Source organism: Desulfomarina profundi (assembly GCF_019703855.1).
In the GTDB taxonomy this organism is placed as follows: Bacteria; Desulfobacterota; Desulfobulbia; order Desulfobulbales; family Desulfocapsaceae; genus Desulfomarina; species Desulfomarina profundi.
The window spans coordinates 716,606-731,328 of record NZ_AP024086.1 but is presented as its reverse complement, the minus strand read 5'-3'; the positions used below and the strand labels follow the sequence as shown (position 1 = coordinate 731,328).

At 54.2% G+C, this 14,723-nt stretch carries 18 protein-coding genes; 1 reads left to right on the top strand and 17 read right to left on the bottom strand.

Translation table 11 applies throughout. From position 1 onward, the window contains the following. The 12 genes from LO777_RS03375 to LO777_RS03320 form a co-directional block, all read right to left on the bottom strand. Nucleotides 1–366: a YcbK family protein gene (locus LO777_RS03375; RefSeq protein ID WP_228856157.1), complete on the bottom strand. Its 366-nt coding sequence runs from the start codon at nucleotides 364–366 to the stop codon at nucleotides 1–3. Beyond that, nucleotides 366–656 carry a hypothetical protein gene (locus tag LO777_RS03370; RefSeq protein WP_228856156.1) on the bottom strand — a complete coding sequence of 97 codons (291 nt, stop codon included), beginning with the start codon at nucleotides 654–656 and terminating at the stop codon, nucleotides 366–368. Before LO777_RS03370 ends, LO777_RS03375 begins: the two co-directional genes overlap by 1 nt. Before the next feature lie 57 nt (nucleotides 657–713). Next, nucleotides 714–872: a hypothetical protein gene (locus LO777_RS03365; RefSeq protein WP_228856155.1), complete on the bottom strand. Its 159-nt coding sequence runs from the start codon at nucleotides 870–872 to the stop codon at nucleotides 714–716. A 116-nt stretch (nucleotides 873–988) separates the two neighbouring features. After that, a complete protein-coding gene (locus LO777_RS03360) occupies nucleotides 989–1,264 on the bottom strand; it encodes a hypothetical protein (RefSeq protein ID WP_228856154.1) in 276 nt (91 codons plus the stop codon). Nucleotides 1,265–1,266: 2 nt separating this feature from the next. Further along, nucleotides 1,267–1,494 carry a hypothetical protein gene (locus LO777_RS03355; protein ID WP_228856153.1) on the bottom strand — a complete coding sequence of 76 codons (228 nt, stop codon included), beginning with the start codon at nucleotides 1,492–1,494 and terminating at the stop codon, nucleotides 1,267–1,269. Then, nucleotides 1,487–3,454 (bottom strand): hypothetical protein, encoded by a 1,968-nt coding sequence (locus tag LO777_RS03350; RefSeq protein ID WP_228856152.1) that lies wholly within the window; start codon nucleotides 3,452–3,454, stop codon nucleotides 1,487–1,489. Before LO777_RS03350 ends, LO777_RS03355 begins: the two co-directional genes overlap by 8 nt. A 12-nt stretch (nucleotides 3,455–3,466) precedes the next feature. Further along, nucleotides 3,467–3,769 (bottom strand): hypothetical protein, encoded by a 303-nt coding sequence (locus tag LO777_RS03345; RefSeq protein WP_228856151.1) that lies wholly within the window; start codon nucleotides 3,767–3,769, stop codon nucleotides 3,467–3,469. A 3-nt stretch (nucleotides 3,770–3,772) separates the two neighbouring features. After that, the gene (locus tag LO777_RS03340) at nucleotides 3,773–4,714 is read right to left on the bottom strand and encodes a hypothetical protein (RefSeq protein WP_228856150.1); all 942 of its coding nucleotides are present in this window, start codon (nucleotides 4,712–4,714) and stop codon (nucleotides 3,773–3,775) included. Continuing rightward, nucleotides 4,714–6,405 (bottom strand): hypothetical protein, encoded by a 1,692-nt coding sequence (locus LO777_RS03335; RefSeq protein ID WP_228856149.1) that lies wholly within the window; start codon nucleotides 6,403–6,405, stop codon nucleotides 4,714–4,716. Before LO777_RS03335 ends, LO777_RS03340 begins: the two co-directional genes overlap by 1 nt. 9 nt (nucleotides 6,406–6,414) lie before the next feature. Further along, a complete protein-coding gene (locus LO777_RS03330; RefSeq protein WP_228856148.1) occupies nucleotides 6,415–8,388 on the bottom strand; it encodes a hypothetical protein in 1,974 nt (657 codons plus the stop codon). 1 nt (nucleotide 8,389) lies between these two features. After that, nucleotides 8,390–8,785, bottom strand: a complete 396-nt coding sequence (locus tag LO777_RS03325) for a hypothetical protein (protein ID WP_228856147.1) — start codon at nucleotides 8,783–8,785, stop codon at nucleotides 8,390–8,392. Then, complete coding sequence (locus LO777_RS03320) at nucleotides 8,782–11,865, bottom strand: phage tail tape measure protein (RefSeq protein WP_228856146.1); 3,084 nt, start codon at nucleotides 11,863–11,865, stop codon at nucleotides 8,782–8,784. Before LO777_RS03320 ends, LO777_RS03325 begins: the two co-directional genes overlap by 4 nt. Nucleotides 11,866–11,911: 46 nt before the next feature. Between LO777_RS03320 and LO777_RS03315 the strand changes: the two genes are divergently transcribed. Continuing rightward, nucleotides 11,912–12,073 (top strand): hypothetical protein, encoded by a 162-nt coding sequence (locus LO777_RS03315; protein WP_228856145.1) that lies wholly within the window; start codon nucleotides 11,912–11,914, stop codon nucleotides 12,071–12,073. Between the two features lie 76 nt (nucleotides 12,074–12,149). Here LO777_RS03315 and LO777_RS03310 read toward each other — a convergent pair whose 3' ends face one another. The 5 genes from LO777_RS03310 to LO777_RS03290 all read right to left on the bottom strand — a co-directional run bounded on the left by LO777_RS03310 (nucleotide 12,150) and on the right by LO777_RS03290 (nucleotide 14,722). Next, the gene (locus LO777_RS03310; protein ID WP_228856144.1) at nucleotides 12,150–12,476 is read right to left on the bottom strand and encodes a hypothetical protein; all 327 of its coding nucleotides are present in this window, start codon (nucleotides 12,474–12,476) and stop codon (nucleotides 12,150–12,152) included. 65 nt (nucleotides 12,477–12,541) lie between these two features. Continuing rightward, a complete protein-coding gene (locus LO777_RS03305) occupies nucleotides 12,542–13,282 on the bottom strand; it encodes a phage tail tube protein (protein ID WP_228856143.1) in 741 nt (246 codons plus the stop codon). Nucleotides 13,283–13,284: 2 nt separating this feature from the next. Beyond that, nucleotides 13,285–13,758, bottom strand: a complete 474-nt coding sequence (locus LO777_RS03300) for a hypothetical protein (RefSeq protein WP_228856142.1) — start codon at nucleotides 13,756–13,758, stop codon at nucleotides 13,285–13,287. Continuing rightward, nucleotides 13,755–14,414 carry a hypothetical protein gene (locus LO777_RS03295; RefSeq protein WP_228856141.1) on the bottom strand — a complete coding sequence of 220 codons (660 nt, stop codon included), beginning with the start codon at nucleotides 14,412–14,414 and terminating at the stop codon, nucleotides 13,755–13,757. Before LO777_RS03295 ends, LO777_RS03300 begins: the two co-directional genes overlap by 4 nt. Then, on the bottom strand, nucleotides 14,414–14,722 hold the full coding sequence (locus LO777_RS03290; protein WP_228856140.1) for a hypothetical protein: 309 nt from the start codon (nucleotides 14,720–14,722) through the stop codon (nucleotides 14,414–14,416). The genes LO777_RS03295 and LO777_RS03290 overlap by 1 nt, the downstream gene beginning before the upstream one ends. Between the last annotated feature and the right edge of the window lies 1 nt (nucleotide 14,723).

Sequence of the window (14,723 nt, the reverse complement as noted above, 5' to 3'; positions counted from 1 at the left end):
TCAACACTTCTTCCAGCGGGCACGAAACGGGCGAACATCTACATGGATACGATCCAGGTATAACCCCAGTCCGTACTTCTTTTTATACTTCCTGTCCAGGTAATGATACAGCGCCCTGGGCGAGACTGAACAGACTATGATATCTGCCGCCTTTGCTTCCATGTGCCTGGAGTCGCTGGCCGCACCAGGTGTATTGAGGTTGTGTTGAAAACAGCGGCAACCTGAAAGGATTGTCACCGGCTGATTATAGTAATCCCGAATATCCGTCTGCAGCAGGTGCAGCAGCTCGGCATCAACTGTATCAAATCCGCATCCGCAATGGCATGCGAATTCCCGGCGGCTGAAGTTTTTTGATATATCACCCATTATTCATGCATTTTCAAGAGATGTTCCATAATCATTTTATGCTGCTCTTCACTACACCGTTTTACCTGCATAATGAGTTTTTTGATATCGCCGAATTCGGTACTGCCATGGGCAAACTCTTTTTCCTGCATTTTCTGGCACGCATCCCGTCGATCACTACAGACTGTCTCTGGTACGCATTCCGGTTTTTCTTCCAGAGCCTTAACCCTTTGACTCAGTCTGCCCTGGAATATCGCTATACCGAAAAAACCCACAACCATGGCCCAATACTCCCGTAACAGTTCGATCATATCAGTTTTGCTCCAAGCTCCCGTGCAGGGAGGACCAGCCTTGTTTTTTATTTATTTTTATTTATTGTCAATTAACGCCTGAACTGCCGAAAAAATGGCATACAGAGCCAAAAAACCGGAATTGATAGCCTGTAGATTTTCTGGCGATACCGTAATTCCAGCCACAGACAAAAGAGCCGCCGCTGCTTTTAAAATTCTCATTGTTTTCACATGCATTTTTTCCCTCCCGGAGAAAATTTTGATTTTGAAATTATCAGCAGTCGTCATCCGACCAGCCGCAGCGTGGGCAGCATGGGCCGGTGAATGACAATCCGCAGTTTGGGCAGATCATTTTATTTTGGGATTACACTGATATTTGCATCAGTTGGTGTTTTCTGGGTCGCCTGGTTCTTTGTTTTCTGGCTGGTTTTTGACTTGCTCTCCAGGGCCAGATCCGGGGAGAGTTTTATCTCTCCATAGTTATGCTCGATCTTTATTGTGACATCCGTCTCAACATCCCTGATATCACCTTTAGTTGAGCTGTCTGCGCAGGCTGCAACAAAGAGCCATACCAGCCAGAGTAGCAATACCGTCCAGATCCAGGTTATTCTTGTCATTTTCTCTTTCATCTTCAAACCTCCAATTCATAGTAGGGCAGGTTCGGGGCCTCACCCTGAACGATGCCATCTTTAATAAAAGCCTTTTTACCAGCGGCAACGGATTCCCCTACAACCCGCACCGTGCCACCTCCAGGCATGGTGACAGTACAGGTCCCGTTGCCGTGCAGGGTCGTCACCGTGCCGACAAGTACGGGGCTGGATGGCAACAATGCCCTGAATCTGCTCCAGAGATCAGCCACGCCACCGCTCCACATTGATGACCTGGCGCACTGAGAGGCCGTTGTTTCTCATGCCGGTGATCCGGTTGCCGGTCACCTGGCCCACCCATGTTCCCCTCGGGCGCACTACCTTCACCAGGGCACCGGGCAGCAATAATCCAGGCTGACCCGGAGGGGCAAAGAGCGGCAGGACAATGGATAGATTCTGCCATGACCCGCTTGCCGCCAGTGCAACACGTCCCCGCTCCCGTGCGGCGGCGGTCTGTGTTATCAGGGCGTCAGTAACCATCGGAGCGAGCCGGTCTCCTGCGGAACCGGTGCGCTTGACCTTTGCCATAACCCCCTGGGCGGTGCCGGTAACAAAGATCCCGTTATAGCCTGGTCCCGGTGCCCACTCATGACTGATCTGTCTGACCACCGATTCGGTAATGATCAGGTCGGGGGTGGCAGTATCCCAGTTCCACGGAGATCCGTTGTACCGTGGCAACACAACCAGCTTTTTTTCATCCCTTATTGTCTGGACCTGGGCACCGACAGCCTCGGCAATGCGGATGATCGCCTCCATTTTTACCTTGTCGGTATAGGAAAACGCTCCAGCGCTCACCAGCCAGTCCACCGTCTGCCAGTCTATGGTCCAGCCCGTATTTTCAAGTTCCCGCTCCGCCAGCTGTACCGCGTTCCTGTCACTGCCCTCCGTATAGGAGACGGCCACCGCTCCCGGCCGTGCCAGTTCAGCTGATATTGACCGTCCCCTGACCGACCAGCTCTTTTCTCCGAACCGTTCCTGTTCGCTTGCCCCATCGATTTCGAACAGGAAATCATAGCCATTGACGGTTGCCCTGACGGTTTTATTACCGGATGTGTCCGGTCTGGCGGCCAGATAGGATTCCAGGGTTTTGAGTGTCGCCTCGAAACCCCAGCACCACGAGCCGAAATTCGTTGTCAGGGAGATGGATGTTGCGTCCAGGGGTTTATCATCACTGACCCTGGTGAGCAGGACATTGTTCATAATGATATGCAGCCCCCTGGTTGGAGTGACGGGCACAAATGGCGATGGCACATAGATATAGGCGTCCCGAAAGCCGGACGGTTCCCGGTGAGAGCAGCGCAGATCATAGGAGAGTGAGTCAAAATGAAAACGGATAAGGGCACCGTCATCCACCTGGTCAATGGGTGTGTCAAGATCAAAGAGCAGAGCTGTTCCGGCCGCTTTTTCCAGCCGATAGTCCCGCAGACAGATCTCTTTGTAAAATTTCTTTCCCCACCGGGTGGTGTGATGGTGGTCATTGGCGAGGCCGATCCTGTACGGTACCTGCTTTTCAGGATCAAGATATTTACCACTCTCCTGCCATGGCAGCTCAGACTGATGTTCTCTTCGTGGCGGGTATCGAAAGGGGATCCTGTTCTTGTCTTCGAGCAGCTTGAGCTCATCCCAGGGCAGCGCCGTTTTTTTCTTCTGCTCGGGGGGAAAGCCGAAAAGACCATTGATATCCACTTCCGGACAGCGGGCCAGCCTGGAAAACAGAACCCGCCAGTGCCCACCCGGAGTTGCCAGTTTTCCCCAGGGAAAACCATGGTCGTTGTCCTGATGCTTCCTGTCATTCTGCCATCGCAATCTATTGTGAGAAGAGACATGCCCGGCATCACGCCAGCGGCTGACGTAGTTTCTTTCTTTGCCGGGTCCATTCCCCCATGGCATGGAAACACCTGGCCGAAGAAGAGGCACCCCCTCCTCGGTGGGAGGTTCATCCGGAGTCTCACCGGTTTCTTGCGGATAACAGTTGCGGGCAAAGACAAAATCAAGGGGAGCATCCGGAGATACTTCGAGATCAAGGAGGATCTCGCGCCCGTTCTGCGGCACAAAATATTCACAGACCCGGCCTGCATCAGCGAGCCTGAACAGCAGCCCGTTACCCTGTATCGGGGTATAGGACGTGAGGTCGTGTCGCAGTTTATCTCCCTGTTGAGGAACATAGGCCACATTGGTATCCTTTTACGTATGAATCACCTGGCTGATATGGTCAGCCACCTCGGCGTTAAAATCCCCCGCCTCATCCAGGGCAAGTACAACAAGGCTCTCCGGTTCATGCTCCGGTAAGCCTGACAGTTCCCAGTCCCCCGTGGTCGCATCCGACCAGGTGGAACCACGGTAGGTAAAAGTATCACGGTCCAAAACAACTACCCGTCTGGCCGCAGGACTGCCGTTTACCGTTACCTTTCCGGCCAGGTAGTGACGGTCTGTTCTGGCGGGGACATCGCCTCCCGCCCGGATAAAATCAAAGATAAAAGCACTCATAGTCTATGGTCTGAAACTGGCTGAGATATCGATCAGGACAAGGGCGTGCGAGGCATAGTTATAGCAGTTCACCGCCATCATTGTTTTTCCGTCGACATCAAGCTCCTGGAAGTTGTCAAAGGGGAAACCAGAATGACAGGGGAAATACAGGCCCGGTAGATGGCCACGGAAGGTGTAGGCCACCCCGTCATTAAAAAACGGTCTGGACAGGTAGAGCGGTCCTCCCTGGGTATAGGGCAATCCAAAGTTTCCCGGCGGAGTATTGCATGGCCCGCCTCCATGGATCATTGCCAGTTGCCAGGCGGATCCGGTACCATCTGCTTTACGTGGAGCCCGCCAGCTTGCGCTCCCCGCTGTACCTGATGCATACATTGCCCATGGATTGTTCGAATATAACGACACACTGGCATCGGCGTTCAGGACACACCCCCAGGTATCATTTTGATCACGGCAGATGATATCCCCGAAAAAGAGAAACGGGGTCTGGTAATCTGCCGCTCCCACCGTGTTATCTGTTTTGGAGGCCCAGGACCAGAGATAAAAACATCTGTCATCCGCAATTATCAGCCATGGCCTGGGTGACGCGTCACCATTGACGACGGTGCTCGGCAAAAAATACCACTGAGTGCCGCTGTTAAACTGGCCCAGACCGGTCTGATAGTCCGACATGGATTCATACGCCTGGATCTTGTTCTGGTACTGGTAGTAATCGGTCGGCGATTCATTATCCACATGGAGAAAAAATCCGGTTCCGCTGGTCGGATTATTCCTGAAGGCTGCCTGGCTTCCGGCAGCGTTGACAAAGGGCATAGTCCAGCCCGCCGCCTGTTTACTGCCATACCCATCCACCAGGCAGGCTTTCAGGATATTGATCAATGATCCCCGTGCCCCGTTGCCGATCGGCGCGTCCGTATCATCCCATCTGTAAATTTTCGGTGCTCCCATCAGTCCGCGTCTCCTCTTATTTGTAAGGTAAACTGGTCATCAGGTTCGGTGACCGGCCCCGACAATGTTGTCCGGCAGAACCAGATATGGGGGTTGGCAGCCAGGGTGTTGAATCGCAGGATATTACCCGTTGCCCAGCCGGAGCCCCACCCTTCCTTTGGAATTGTAAAATAGGGTACACCTGTGGCGGGATTGATGGGCGCACAGGTGTTGGTGGTGGCCCCCGAGGCAATCACCCCGACATTCTCGCCGATGACGTCAAAGGTGGTGGCCGAGGTAAACTTGACCATCCATCTCTCGGCAATGGCCCCCCGGTTGGTCACCACAAAGGGGAAATTGACTGCGTTGTAGTTGGCCACACAGCCATCACCTATCAGTTGATCCGACCATTGCCCTGTCCAGGTCACCTGGTCAAACATGTTGGTGACCCTGGCGGCAATATCACCAAAAACCAGGGCACTGGAAACATAGGTGCCCGCCACCGGATAATCGTGGGACAGGGCAGAGGCCAAGGCCAGCTGACCGTTTATCTGCACATCGGTCACCAGACAACGATCTTCCCTGCGGTGCATGGCGGTCAGGGGTTCGGTAAACGGTGACAGGTCCAGAGAGGCGTCCATGGTGATCTTGCCCTCCGCCAGATCAACGGTATAATTTCCGGCTGAAGGGACAAAGACACCATCCGCGTCATAGAGCTCCACCAGGGAGACATTATCCCTGGAAAGAGTAATCACCTGACCGGATGAAAGGGGCGCGGGCAGGGTATCGTTGACACTATTATGGATAACCACCACATTGCCCTTTTTCACAATCGGCACCCGGCCATCAGTCGGCAGCCGCACCGGGTCGATACCGATCAGGTCGGCATCCAGAGGCAGGTAGGAGTAAATTACGCAATTAAAGGTAATCGACTCCGCCGCCACCGGGATGGGCACCCAGAGCTTACCATCCGTTCGGATATTGGCGGCATCGTACCATTCCTCATTTTCGTTCCCTGCCGGGTCAGTGGTGCAGCCGAAATAGAGATTGACAATCCCTGTCTCCACGTCAATCCCGCCCTGGACACAGTCCCCGGTAATATCACCGTCAAAGGCTGCGGTGGCGTTAAAAGGTGTGCCGTCAACCAGGGTACCCTGTACATACAACGAGCCCGGACGGACAGGTGCACCCGGCGTTCTGAAATGGGCTTCGGTCACCACCTGGGTACCCGACTTTGTCACCAGGGATTGCAGTTCTACCGATGCAATTGCGGATCCGGCCCGCGAGTTGTTGATGACCACTTCCCCTGTGGCGTAATTCACCGTGCCGCATTCGATCCCGGCCCCGGTACGGATATCCATATTCCTGTAGAGCAGGCCGTTTCTGTCGTAGTACACATCCTGTATATCAGACGAAAAAGAAAACAGCACCGAACCGGCCACAATCGGCTGGCCCGTGTCCGGTGTCAGGTTGAGCCTGATCGGCGGCGTGTTTATCGATTCGCTCTCGGCTGTTATGGCCGCACTCGCAAGGGCGTATGTGATATACGCGTTGCCGGAGGCACCAAACCCGGCAAGGGGTTCTTCTTTTGCGACAACCTTTTCGACCTGGACACTTTTCGTTTTTATCCTGGAGTCGGTCTGCGTGTTTGGGTCCGGCACCTGGGGCTTTGGGAACCCAGGGGCGTATCCTGTAGATGTATAGGTGGCCATGTTCTGTAATCAAACCTCCACTGTTTCGGTTTTCATCTGCTTTTCAATCCACTTCACCAGGCCAGAGGCCGTACCATAAAAGAATATTTGCCCGGTGTTGTAATCAATGGTGCCCGCCGTCTCCAGGACTGTAATTTTGGTTGATCCTTCCCACGAGTCATGCCCCAGGGGTTTTCCCACGGTGATCAGGGGCGGGTCGCAGATGATATGGCCCGCGCCGTCATCATGGAGATCCACTGTGCGGGTATAACCGTGGCCGGAATAGTCCATTTGCATATGCAGGGTTCCGGGCTTTACAGGAAATGATGGCAGGGTAAAACTGTTGTTCCCGCTGGAAACTCCCTGGCTGTGGATCACCTTGGCGAACTGTTCATATTCAAAGCTGATCTGGGAGCCGTCATCCGGGGTCACTGCCGGCGTAAAGCGGATCTCGCCCCTGGCATAGATGACTGTCCCACCGGCATCACTGCCCGTTATCGCACCACTGCCGTCATCGGTGGCGGTCAGCTCCTGGCCGCCCTGCCACCATTTGATCTGCAACGATCCGGGGTTAATAGATCCTTCGGCAACCGTATGGTTGAGCACAAAGCGGTTGGTGAGGGTCTTGCCGCCCCGGTTGATATATTCAATGGGATTGCCCCAGTTGATCATGATAGCCGTATCGGCATCGGGCAGGGCACCACAGGTGATAATGAGTGAGCCCGTCCCGTAATCAACGGATCCGGAACCAGAGATCCCCCGCAAAACACCGTTGCCGTCATCTTTCAGGCGATACCATTTCCCCTGGGCCATATAATCCACAACCACGGATCCGGGGTCAGGCAGGGGAACGAGGGACGTCACATAGTTATAACCACGGTTGGAGAGCAGCACGGGCAGGGCCTTTGAGTTACCGATGCGCAGACCACCTGCCGCCGGTTGAAATGTCAGCGATCCGGTATTGCCGGTGAGGACAGGAGCAATATTGGGATAATAATCAATGCGGCCGGAGGCATGGTCAATGGTTCCCACCTCCTGGCCGTTATTGTCGTAAATGACCTTGTCACCCACGGTATGAAAATAGTGGCCCTGGCCACCAAATGTCAGGGTTCCGGGGACGGCTGGCACAGGCAGGTAGTTTGATATACCAGGCTGCTGATACAGGGCAGAACTGTACTGAAAATCCGTACCATCACCGGAGGCGAAGCTGGCAGGCACCGTCCCCGCGGTCACGTCCACAATGGGGCTTTCGGACTGGGCACTTGGTACCAGGTGGGTATAGATGGAATCTACATTAACGACCAGATCCCCCTTGTTCATCTGGGCTGTCGGTCGCATCACTCCGAAGTAAGCAGCGGCATCGGCCACCAGCGTGGTATAGACCAGGGACTTGTCAGACTTATTCGCATCCGCCACCTCGTAGCCGTAAAAATCAAAGCGCAGGGGGTCGGATATGCCGCAGGTGACAACATTTTTAACCGTGGAATCAAAAGCGGTACTATTTGACGATACATCGGTGATCCGTACATACTGGCTATTGTCACCTTCAACCAGGTACAACACATCGCCCACACCGGGCAGTTCCTCTTTCGGTTCCATGATCAGGGCAATGGCCCGTGCTCCAGCGATATGCCGACCCCAGAGATAACCGGCAAACCGGGTACCCTGGACAACATAACTCTCTATTCTGTCCCGGGCGCCCACCCGTTTGTCAAAGGGATTGTCGGTGGTGAACATGCAGACGGAGACCAGCGGGTCTTCTGCCGGGTCGGTAATAATCACGTTGACACCGTAATAGGTATCCTGGTTCTCGGTCAGCACGGCGACAAAACCCTTGCGCAGGCTGACCCGCCCCATAACCCGGTCAAGTCTGGAGATATCCGGAAAAAGATTATTGACATTCCCGTCAACAATCTCGGTGCCGGTCATGCGGCCACCGCCGTCAACGGAGTCGTCGAGACGTTCTGAAGCCATCAGTTTTATATCTGTTTTTGTAATTGCCATATCAGGATGTTATTACCTCCATCAGTCGCAGGGTCAGTATAAATTCATCGTCATCCGCCAGGGGCAGACTGTCAAACAGCGGCGTGGCCGAAACGGGACCACCGTCGTGGTAGCGGAACATCACATCAAATTCGCGGCCATCACCCAGGGTCAGTGTCATCACCTTGCCTGCGACGGAGGCGTAGGCCAGCAGGGCCTTGACAGTGGCGTAACTCACCCAGGCAGAGTCTTCACCCCCCACCAGGGTAATCGGTCTGCCGCCCTGCATGGTGGCCGGTTCCACCAGCAGTGATCCGTCAAGGCTCCGAGCCGGCTCCGGCTGCTGAACAGGTACCCATGCCGTTTCATCCTGCCAGTAGAGCTCTTCAGGCAGCTCTATGGTATCGAGTGTTATCATGCCATCTGCCCCAGTCGCTGCAGCTCATCCACGACCTTTGTCGCCGCGGATTCATCACCATAAAGGGAGCCGGACTTAAATCGGACCTCCACTACTTTTTCCGGTTGTTTCTTTCCGGGCTTTTCAGGGCCGGACTGTCCACCTGGCTGGATGGATCTTGCGGAAGGAACTCCTTTTACCCGGACCTTGTGCCTGTATCGTGATGAGTCCTCCTTTGCCAGTTCCTGACGAACATCTTCCGAAAGGATATGATCCGGGTCAATACTTTCGGCCTTCTCTTTTATGGTCGGTGTTTTCTGCACCGGCTGCTGCCTTTTTGATCCGCCCCCGACATTCATTCCATGCGATTTGCCGGAGAAGACGCCCATATCCATCCCCATGGAAGCAAATTTTTTCATGCCGGACTGCAACCCGCCAAGCATATCCCTGAACCCTTCGTCAAACTTTTTGAACTTATCCCCCATCTCATCCATGGACCCGGAGAAGGTTTCCATCTGGTCTTTCATGGCCGATTCCATGAGTGCTGTGGATTTCTCCCTGAACTTTGTGTAACTCCCAAGCATGGACAGTGTCGCTTTTTTTACCCGCGCTGCCTGCTGTTCAGGCGATGCGGGGCCGATATTGCCTGCACCTGAATTCCCGGCGGCCGGGGTGCTACCCGACTGATCACCCGACAGGGACGGTGGATTCTGGCCCGATGACGGCTGGCTCGGCGGTGGCTGGGTTGGCGGTGGCACCGTTGTCATTTTCCGATGCGCATCCTGGACAATCCCGGCCGTTTCCGTGGCCTTTCTGCCGATCTCGTCAAACATCTCGTTATAGATCCGCTTTGTCTCATCAATCTCTCTCTGGATGGCGGCAGTATCACCACCTGAAAGCCAGGCCCAGGCCTGTTTGACCTTGAGAAAGGCAATGGTCAGCCCCTCAGCCATCAGCACCCCGGCCCGTTTCACTGCATCAAACTGATTAAGCATCTTGCCGATTGCCCAGCCGACGGTAAAGGCGACAAGAACCTGAGTAACCCCGCCCAGCGCGCCGCTCAATTCACTGAGCCAGCCAATCAGGGCCCTCCCCTTTCCAATAAGAGCACCCACATCAAGAACAGCCAGCCGCAGGGCGGCGGAGAGATGTTTCAGCCCCAGGTGCCAGGCGGCAAAGGCCATTACCAGGCCACCTGTCACGCCGACCAGCACCTTTAAAGGCTCCGGCAGGGCAGAGATACTTCTGGCAAGAACGGTGAGCAGTTGTGCCACTACCTTTATTGCCGGTGCCAATGTTGCGGCAAAGGCCAGGGTCACAGCACTGAGGCTGGAGCCGAGGCTGCGAAGAGCACCACCGAGACCAGACTCCATGTCCGTTGCCAGTTTTGCGGCTGTGCCATCCACATCTTCAAGCCCGGCCCGGAAACCCCTGATGGCCCCGGCGCCCTGGGCCAGGAGGCCTGCCATTCCGGGTCCAGCCTCCTGGCCGAAGAGGGTCATCATTTCCGTGGGAGAGAGAGCAGCGCGACCCAGGTCCTCAATGATATCAGCAAAATTTTTCACCTTGCCGGCCCCGTCAAAGACCTGGATGTTGTATTTTTCCAGAACTGCCGCCGCCTCCTGAGACGGCTTAACCAGCCGTGTCAGGCCGCCCACCATGGCCGTACCTCCACGGCTTCCCTTGAACCCGGCCTCAGCATAAGCATCAAGAATAGCCACCGTATCTTCAAGGCTGTAGCCGAAAGACGAAGCCACTGGTCCCGCATAGGTCAGGGCTTCTCCAAGCTGGGTAAGGGATGTGCTGGCCTGGGTATACCCCCTGGTCAGCACATCGGTGACATGACCTGTCCTGTCCGCCGTCAGGTTGAACTGCTTGAGGGTGTCGGTGCTCAGGTCGGCTGATTCCTTAATCGTGCCTCCGGCAATGGCGGCCATATTCATGGCGTGTGGCAGGGTGGAATATATCTCGCGTACGGACTGGCCGGACTGAGCCAACTCCTCCATGCCTTGCGCTGCATCTGTCGCGGAAAACCGCGTTTCCCGGCCCATTTTTTTGGCAAGAGCCGTCAGATCCCGCAAATCCTTCTTTGTTGCACCAGAAACCGCCTTAACTCTCCGCATGGAATCATCAAACCCGGCAAAGAGCTGTAAACCTTTTGCCGCACCAGCAACAGCGGTAATCACCCCGAGTACCCCGCCCCAGGCCTGCTGTACCCTGCCTATATGTTTTGTCCATCCGTTGGTCTGCTCCTTCAGGGCCGAAATCTTGGACCGCATCCTGTCCTTGGCCACACCAAGTTCCCGGAAAGACATGGTGCCGCTTCTTTCCAGTTCACGATATGCCTGCCGCAGTCCATGTATTTCTTTTTCAATTTCCGCAAAAGATCGCACACCAAGATGGGACATGGCGGCCATCTGTCTACCCTGCTCTGTTGTTGCGATTTCCAGCCGTTTATATTCCCCGGCAAGATCACCCGCGGCCACACCCGCAGCCTTCAGTGAGGTGCGGGCTTCGTCCATGGACTGTTTCTGTTTCCTGATACTGCCGGAAAGTTTTTTTACCTGGTATTCAGCCTTTTTATAGGCATTGAGAATTTTAGGATCAGACGACTTCTGCCATGCCTCGCCAAGCTCTTGGGCGCGCAACGAGGTCTTTTTCAGGGCCGCGCCGGTATTGACCAACGCTGCCTTCTGTCTCTCGTGCCGCCGGGTAAGGGCTGCGACCAGGGCCGTGTTCTTCTTTGTGTCTCCGCCGTAGGCAGCCTGTTTTAACCTGGCGGATTCAAGTTCCGTTTCTAACCGGGACAGTGCCGCCTGCTGATTTTCATGGCGGATACTCAGCTCCTCAGACCGCAGGGCCACCTTTGCCAGTGATTGAGCAAGCTTCGGATCTTTTGAGCTTTGCAGCTCTTTTTTCAGATCACGCAACCGCTTCTTTGCGGCCACAAACTCCTTGTTTGTGCTCGCAAAATCTCTCTGTATACCCTCAAGAGCCTTGATGGTCCCGAGCGTTTTGAGATCCTTATTGAGCCTGGCCACCTCGCTCTCGCCTTCGTATACTGCCTTGAGGGTATAGACAAGTTTCTTTGCGGTTGTCATGGTCCTGTTGTATATTGATATCAGTACAAGGTTAAAGGAGGATCATATGGTAAAAAAACTGGCGCAACTGCACCTGCTGCTCTTTCTTTTGGCGGCCATGCTGATGACCGCCTTCCCGATCATGGTCCATTTTGTCGCCTGGTCGGTTGTTCTCTGGCTGCTGGGTTATCCTATTTACTACATCATCGGCGAACCGTGGTGGGACTAGCTCCTGTTCGCCTCCCTTACCGCCGTAACAAACAGGGACATACCGTAGTCCCAGACCCGGTGGTGCCCCAGCATAATCAGCCTGCAGGCGGTACGGACAAGGCTGTTTTTTCCACCACTTTTCTCAGCCGCGCCGCCATCGCGGCCAAGGTGGGGTTTACCTCGACTACAGCCTCATAAAGCGGGATAAGGCCTGATGGGGAAACCCCTTCCATCAAATCCTTTTCCTCAAGCCCGGTGGAAAGCAGCACCACTGAAACTGGAATATCAAAGTCCATCAGGATATCAAGAACATGCGGTTCGTAATTTCCCATATCTTCAATGACACTGACAACCTCAGCCACAGTCAGCTCCTTGACTGTGACTTCCTTTTCGTTGAACGAAATAATTTTTGATTTACGCATTTTTATTTACTCGTTATGGCTGAACCATCAGGTCCAGCCATATTCTTTCTCATTCAGCCGGATGGCTACATCGCTATCTTGTTGATACTACCGGGGCTTGTTTTGCCTGGCAGTGTTTCAAAACTGAGTGAAAACGGCAACTCGTCATACTCACTGCCAGGATCGGAAATAAAGCTGATCTCCGCGTTGGCCGAAAGCACAACGGCATCAAATTTTGCGATAAACGGGCTGCCGTCGTATTCATTTTCACCATCCACCAGCATGGCCACCCTGATCAGAGGCCTGGTACCTATATCCACCCGATATCCGGACTCTGCAGCATAGTCATAAGCGACATCCAGATCTCCGGCACTAATACCACCACTGGAGAGCGCCTTGAACAAACCAAGAGATTCATTTACCAGAAAATCAGTTCCGGCTGTATGCCCGGTCACGGCAAGATTGGAGATATCCTCATGGCCCAGCTTGATCCATTCATCAAGGACGACAGTAATGGACTCCGCGGCAACGGAACCTGCCGTAGCGGTCATTGCCACTTCCTCACCGGACAGTGCCCAGGCCAGGTTTTTCGCGTTCCATTCCCGGACATTCATAGTGCCCGTGATATCCTTGATACTGGCCTTGGTATGCAGGGTCTGACCGGCTGTCCCTTTCATTCTTGATATCTGTTTTTTTATCTCTGTCTCCACTTTCAGCGACAGGGGATAGACATTACCCACCTCCCTGAAACCTCCGACGGGATTCTTGTTCTCATCCAGGGCCGCCAGGTATACTGTCCCTGTTGCTGACCACGCTTTTTTTTCCATTGTTATTCCTCCCGGTGCCATGGCACCAAAAATTCAAGATAGAGTCTTGTGTAATACCAGGGGTGGGGCTGAATCCCCTCGTGACCCCTGGCCGGGTTACCTGTTACAAAATCGATCGGGGTTTTCAAGCGATAGGGCGGGAAACCACGTTTTTCCGTGATCTTGCCGAGGGCTACAGTCAGGGTCTGAATGTCCCTGGTACCGTCAGTAATATTTCCCGCAGTCCAGATGGCACCATCCACTACAACCTTGAACGGTGCCGGTCTGCGATAATCAAAAGAACCCCGGTAAATTGCCCAGCGCACAAAAGGGAACTCCGATCCTTCCGGCTCATCACGGGACGGATCAGCCAACATTGATTCGGTTATAGTTATCGGCCTGCTGCCGGTGCTGTTGTCCGGCTGATAGTCAAAGAGGAGGCCGGATGTCAGTTCGGCCAGGCGACTGTTCAGCATATCGGCAAAGGTCCTGTTCATTTCCCGACCGCCTCCTCGAAACGGGCCCGGAAAGCAGCCTGCTCCCTCCCTGCCTCTTTTTTCATCATGATCTGTTTGTCGATTTCGGCTGACAACAGGGTTTCAAATTTTTGCACAATCTCATCACGCAACGGCCCAAAAGCCTCCTCGACAAGGTCTTCTATCTCGATGACAGCCTGGACAATTGGAAAACGTGGATCATCATACTTCCCACGTGCCGTAAAACCTTTACCAGGATAGAGCTCCGGTGTGTACTTCGCAGAACTCATCCGGATCCAGACACTTCCAGGGTTAAAGGCTTTTTTCGGCATAAACGCTCCCGGCCAGCGCAACCGCCTTACCTTGACCCCGCCACTCTTTCTTGTTTTGCCATAGACGGACGGTACTCCAACACTGTAAGGGAAAAGGTGTTCAGTACCTATCCACACCCGCAGGACACCATCTTTTTTGAAGGTGCGAACATGGATACGATTCTCCAGGGCCTTCTGTGGCAGCTTCAGCCGGGTGGCTATATCGCGTTTTACCTTCTTTCCGGCAAAGCTGGCCGTCTTCTGCAGGGCACCGCCCATAGCGAGCTTCATTCTTTTTTTGGTGAGAGCATTAAGCCCTGCCTGCCATGCTGAAGTGTCAAACTCAGTTTCGAAATTAAGCCCCATCAGTTTACAAACCTCACAAGGATAAGATGATCAGAAAATGAAGATTCCGAACTCATCTCCACCTTAAAATCATGACCACGAAATAACACCCTGGCACCCGTGCGGGGAAAAGGATCAAGGTCCCCTGGGAAAAGCCAGAGGGCAACCCGTTCCACAAAGAGCCGGTCATATTTTGCCGGATCCGGCTCAAGGCCGCGGACAATGGCCCGCAGGGGAACGCCGTCCACGACCTCGTCGACTGCCGGTCCGTCCGCGCTGTCGAAGAGTGCCCTGGCGTCGGCCAGCATATGTTCCCGTGCGGTTGCCATC

What these genes read in the sequence shown, in the direction of transcription:
- LO777_RS03365 (WP_228856155.1), bottom strand. Translation starts at nt 872, where the DNA reads ATGCATGTGAAAACAATGAGAATTTTAAAAGCAGCGGCGGCTCTTTTG.
- LO777_RS03315 (WP_228856145.1), top strand. Translation starts at nt 11,912, where the DNA reads ATGGTAAAAAAACTGGCGCAACTGCACCTGCTGCTCTTTCTTTTGGCG.
- LO777_RS03370 (WP_228856156.1), bottom strand. Translation starts at nt 656, where the DNA reads ATGATCGAACTGTTACGGGAGTATTGGGCCATGGTTGTGGGTTTTTTC.
- LO777_RS03325 (WP_228856147.1), bottom strand. Translation starts at nt 8,785, where the DNA reads ATGATAACACTCGATACCATAGAGCTGCCTGAAGAGCTCTACTGGCAG.
- LO777_RS03295 (WP_228856141.1), bottom strand. Translation starts at nt 14,414, where the DNA reads ATGGGGCTTAATTTCGAAACTGAGTTTGACACTTCAGCATGGCAGGCA.
- LO777_RS03360 (WP_228856154.1), bottom strand. Translation starts at nt 1,264, where the DNA reads ATGAAAGAGAAAATGACAAGAATAACCTGGATCTGGACGGTATTGCTA.
- LO777_RS03310 (WP_228856144.1), bottom strand. Translation starts at nt 12,476, where the DNA reads ATGCGTAAATCAAAAATTATTTCGTTCAACGAAAAGGAAGTCACAGTC.
- LO777_RS03290 (WP_228856140.1), bottom strand. Translation starts at nt 14,722, where the DNA reads ATGGCAACCGCACGGGAACATATGCTGGCCGACGCCAGGGCACTCTTC.
- LO777_RS03345 (WP_228856151.1), bottom strand. Translation starts at nt 3,769, where the DNA reads ATGAGTGCTTTTATCTTTGATTTTATCCGGGCGGGAGGCGATGTCCCC.
- LO777_RS03305 (WP_228856143.1), bottom strand. Translation starts at nt 13,282, where the DNA reads ATGGAAAAAAAAGCGTGGTCAGCAACAGGGACAGTATACCTGGCGGCC.
- LO777_RS03375 (WP_228856157.1), bottom strand. Translation starts at nt 366, where the DNA reads ATGGGTGATATATCAAAAAACTTCAGCCGCCGGGAATTCGCATGCCAT.
- LO777_RS03300 (WP_228856142.1), bottom strand. Translation starts at nt 13,758, where the DNA reads ATGAACAGGACCTTTGCCGATATGCTGAACAGTCGCCTGGCCGAACTG.
- LO777_RS03320 (WP_228856146.1), bottom strand. Translation starts at nt 11,865, where the DNA reads ATGACAACCGCAAAGAAACTTGTCTATACCCTCAAGGCAGTATACGAA.
- LO777_RS03340 (WP_228856150.1), bottom strand. Translation starts at nt 4,714, where the DNA reads ATGGGAGCACCGAAAATTTACAGATGGGATGATACGGACGCGCCGATC.
- LO777_RS03330 (WP_228856148.1), bottom strand. Translation starts at nt 8,388, where the DNA reads ATGGCAATTACAAAAACAGATATAAAACTGATGGCTTCAGAACGTCTC.
- LO777_RS03335 (WP_228856149.1), bottom strand. Translation starts at nt 6,405, where the DNA reads ATGGCCACCTATACATCTACAGGATACGCCCCTGGGTTCCCAAAGCCC.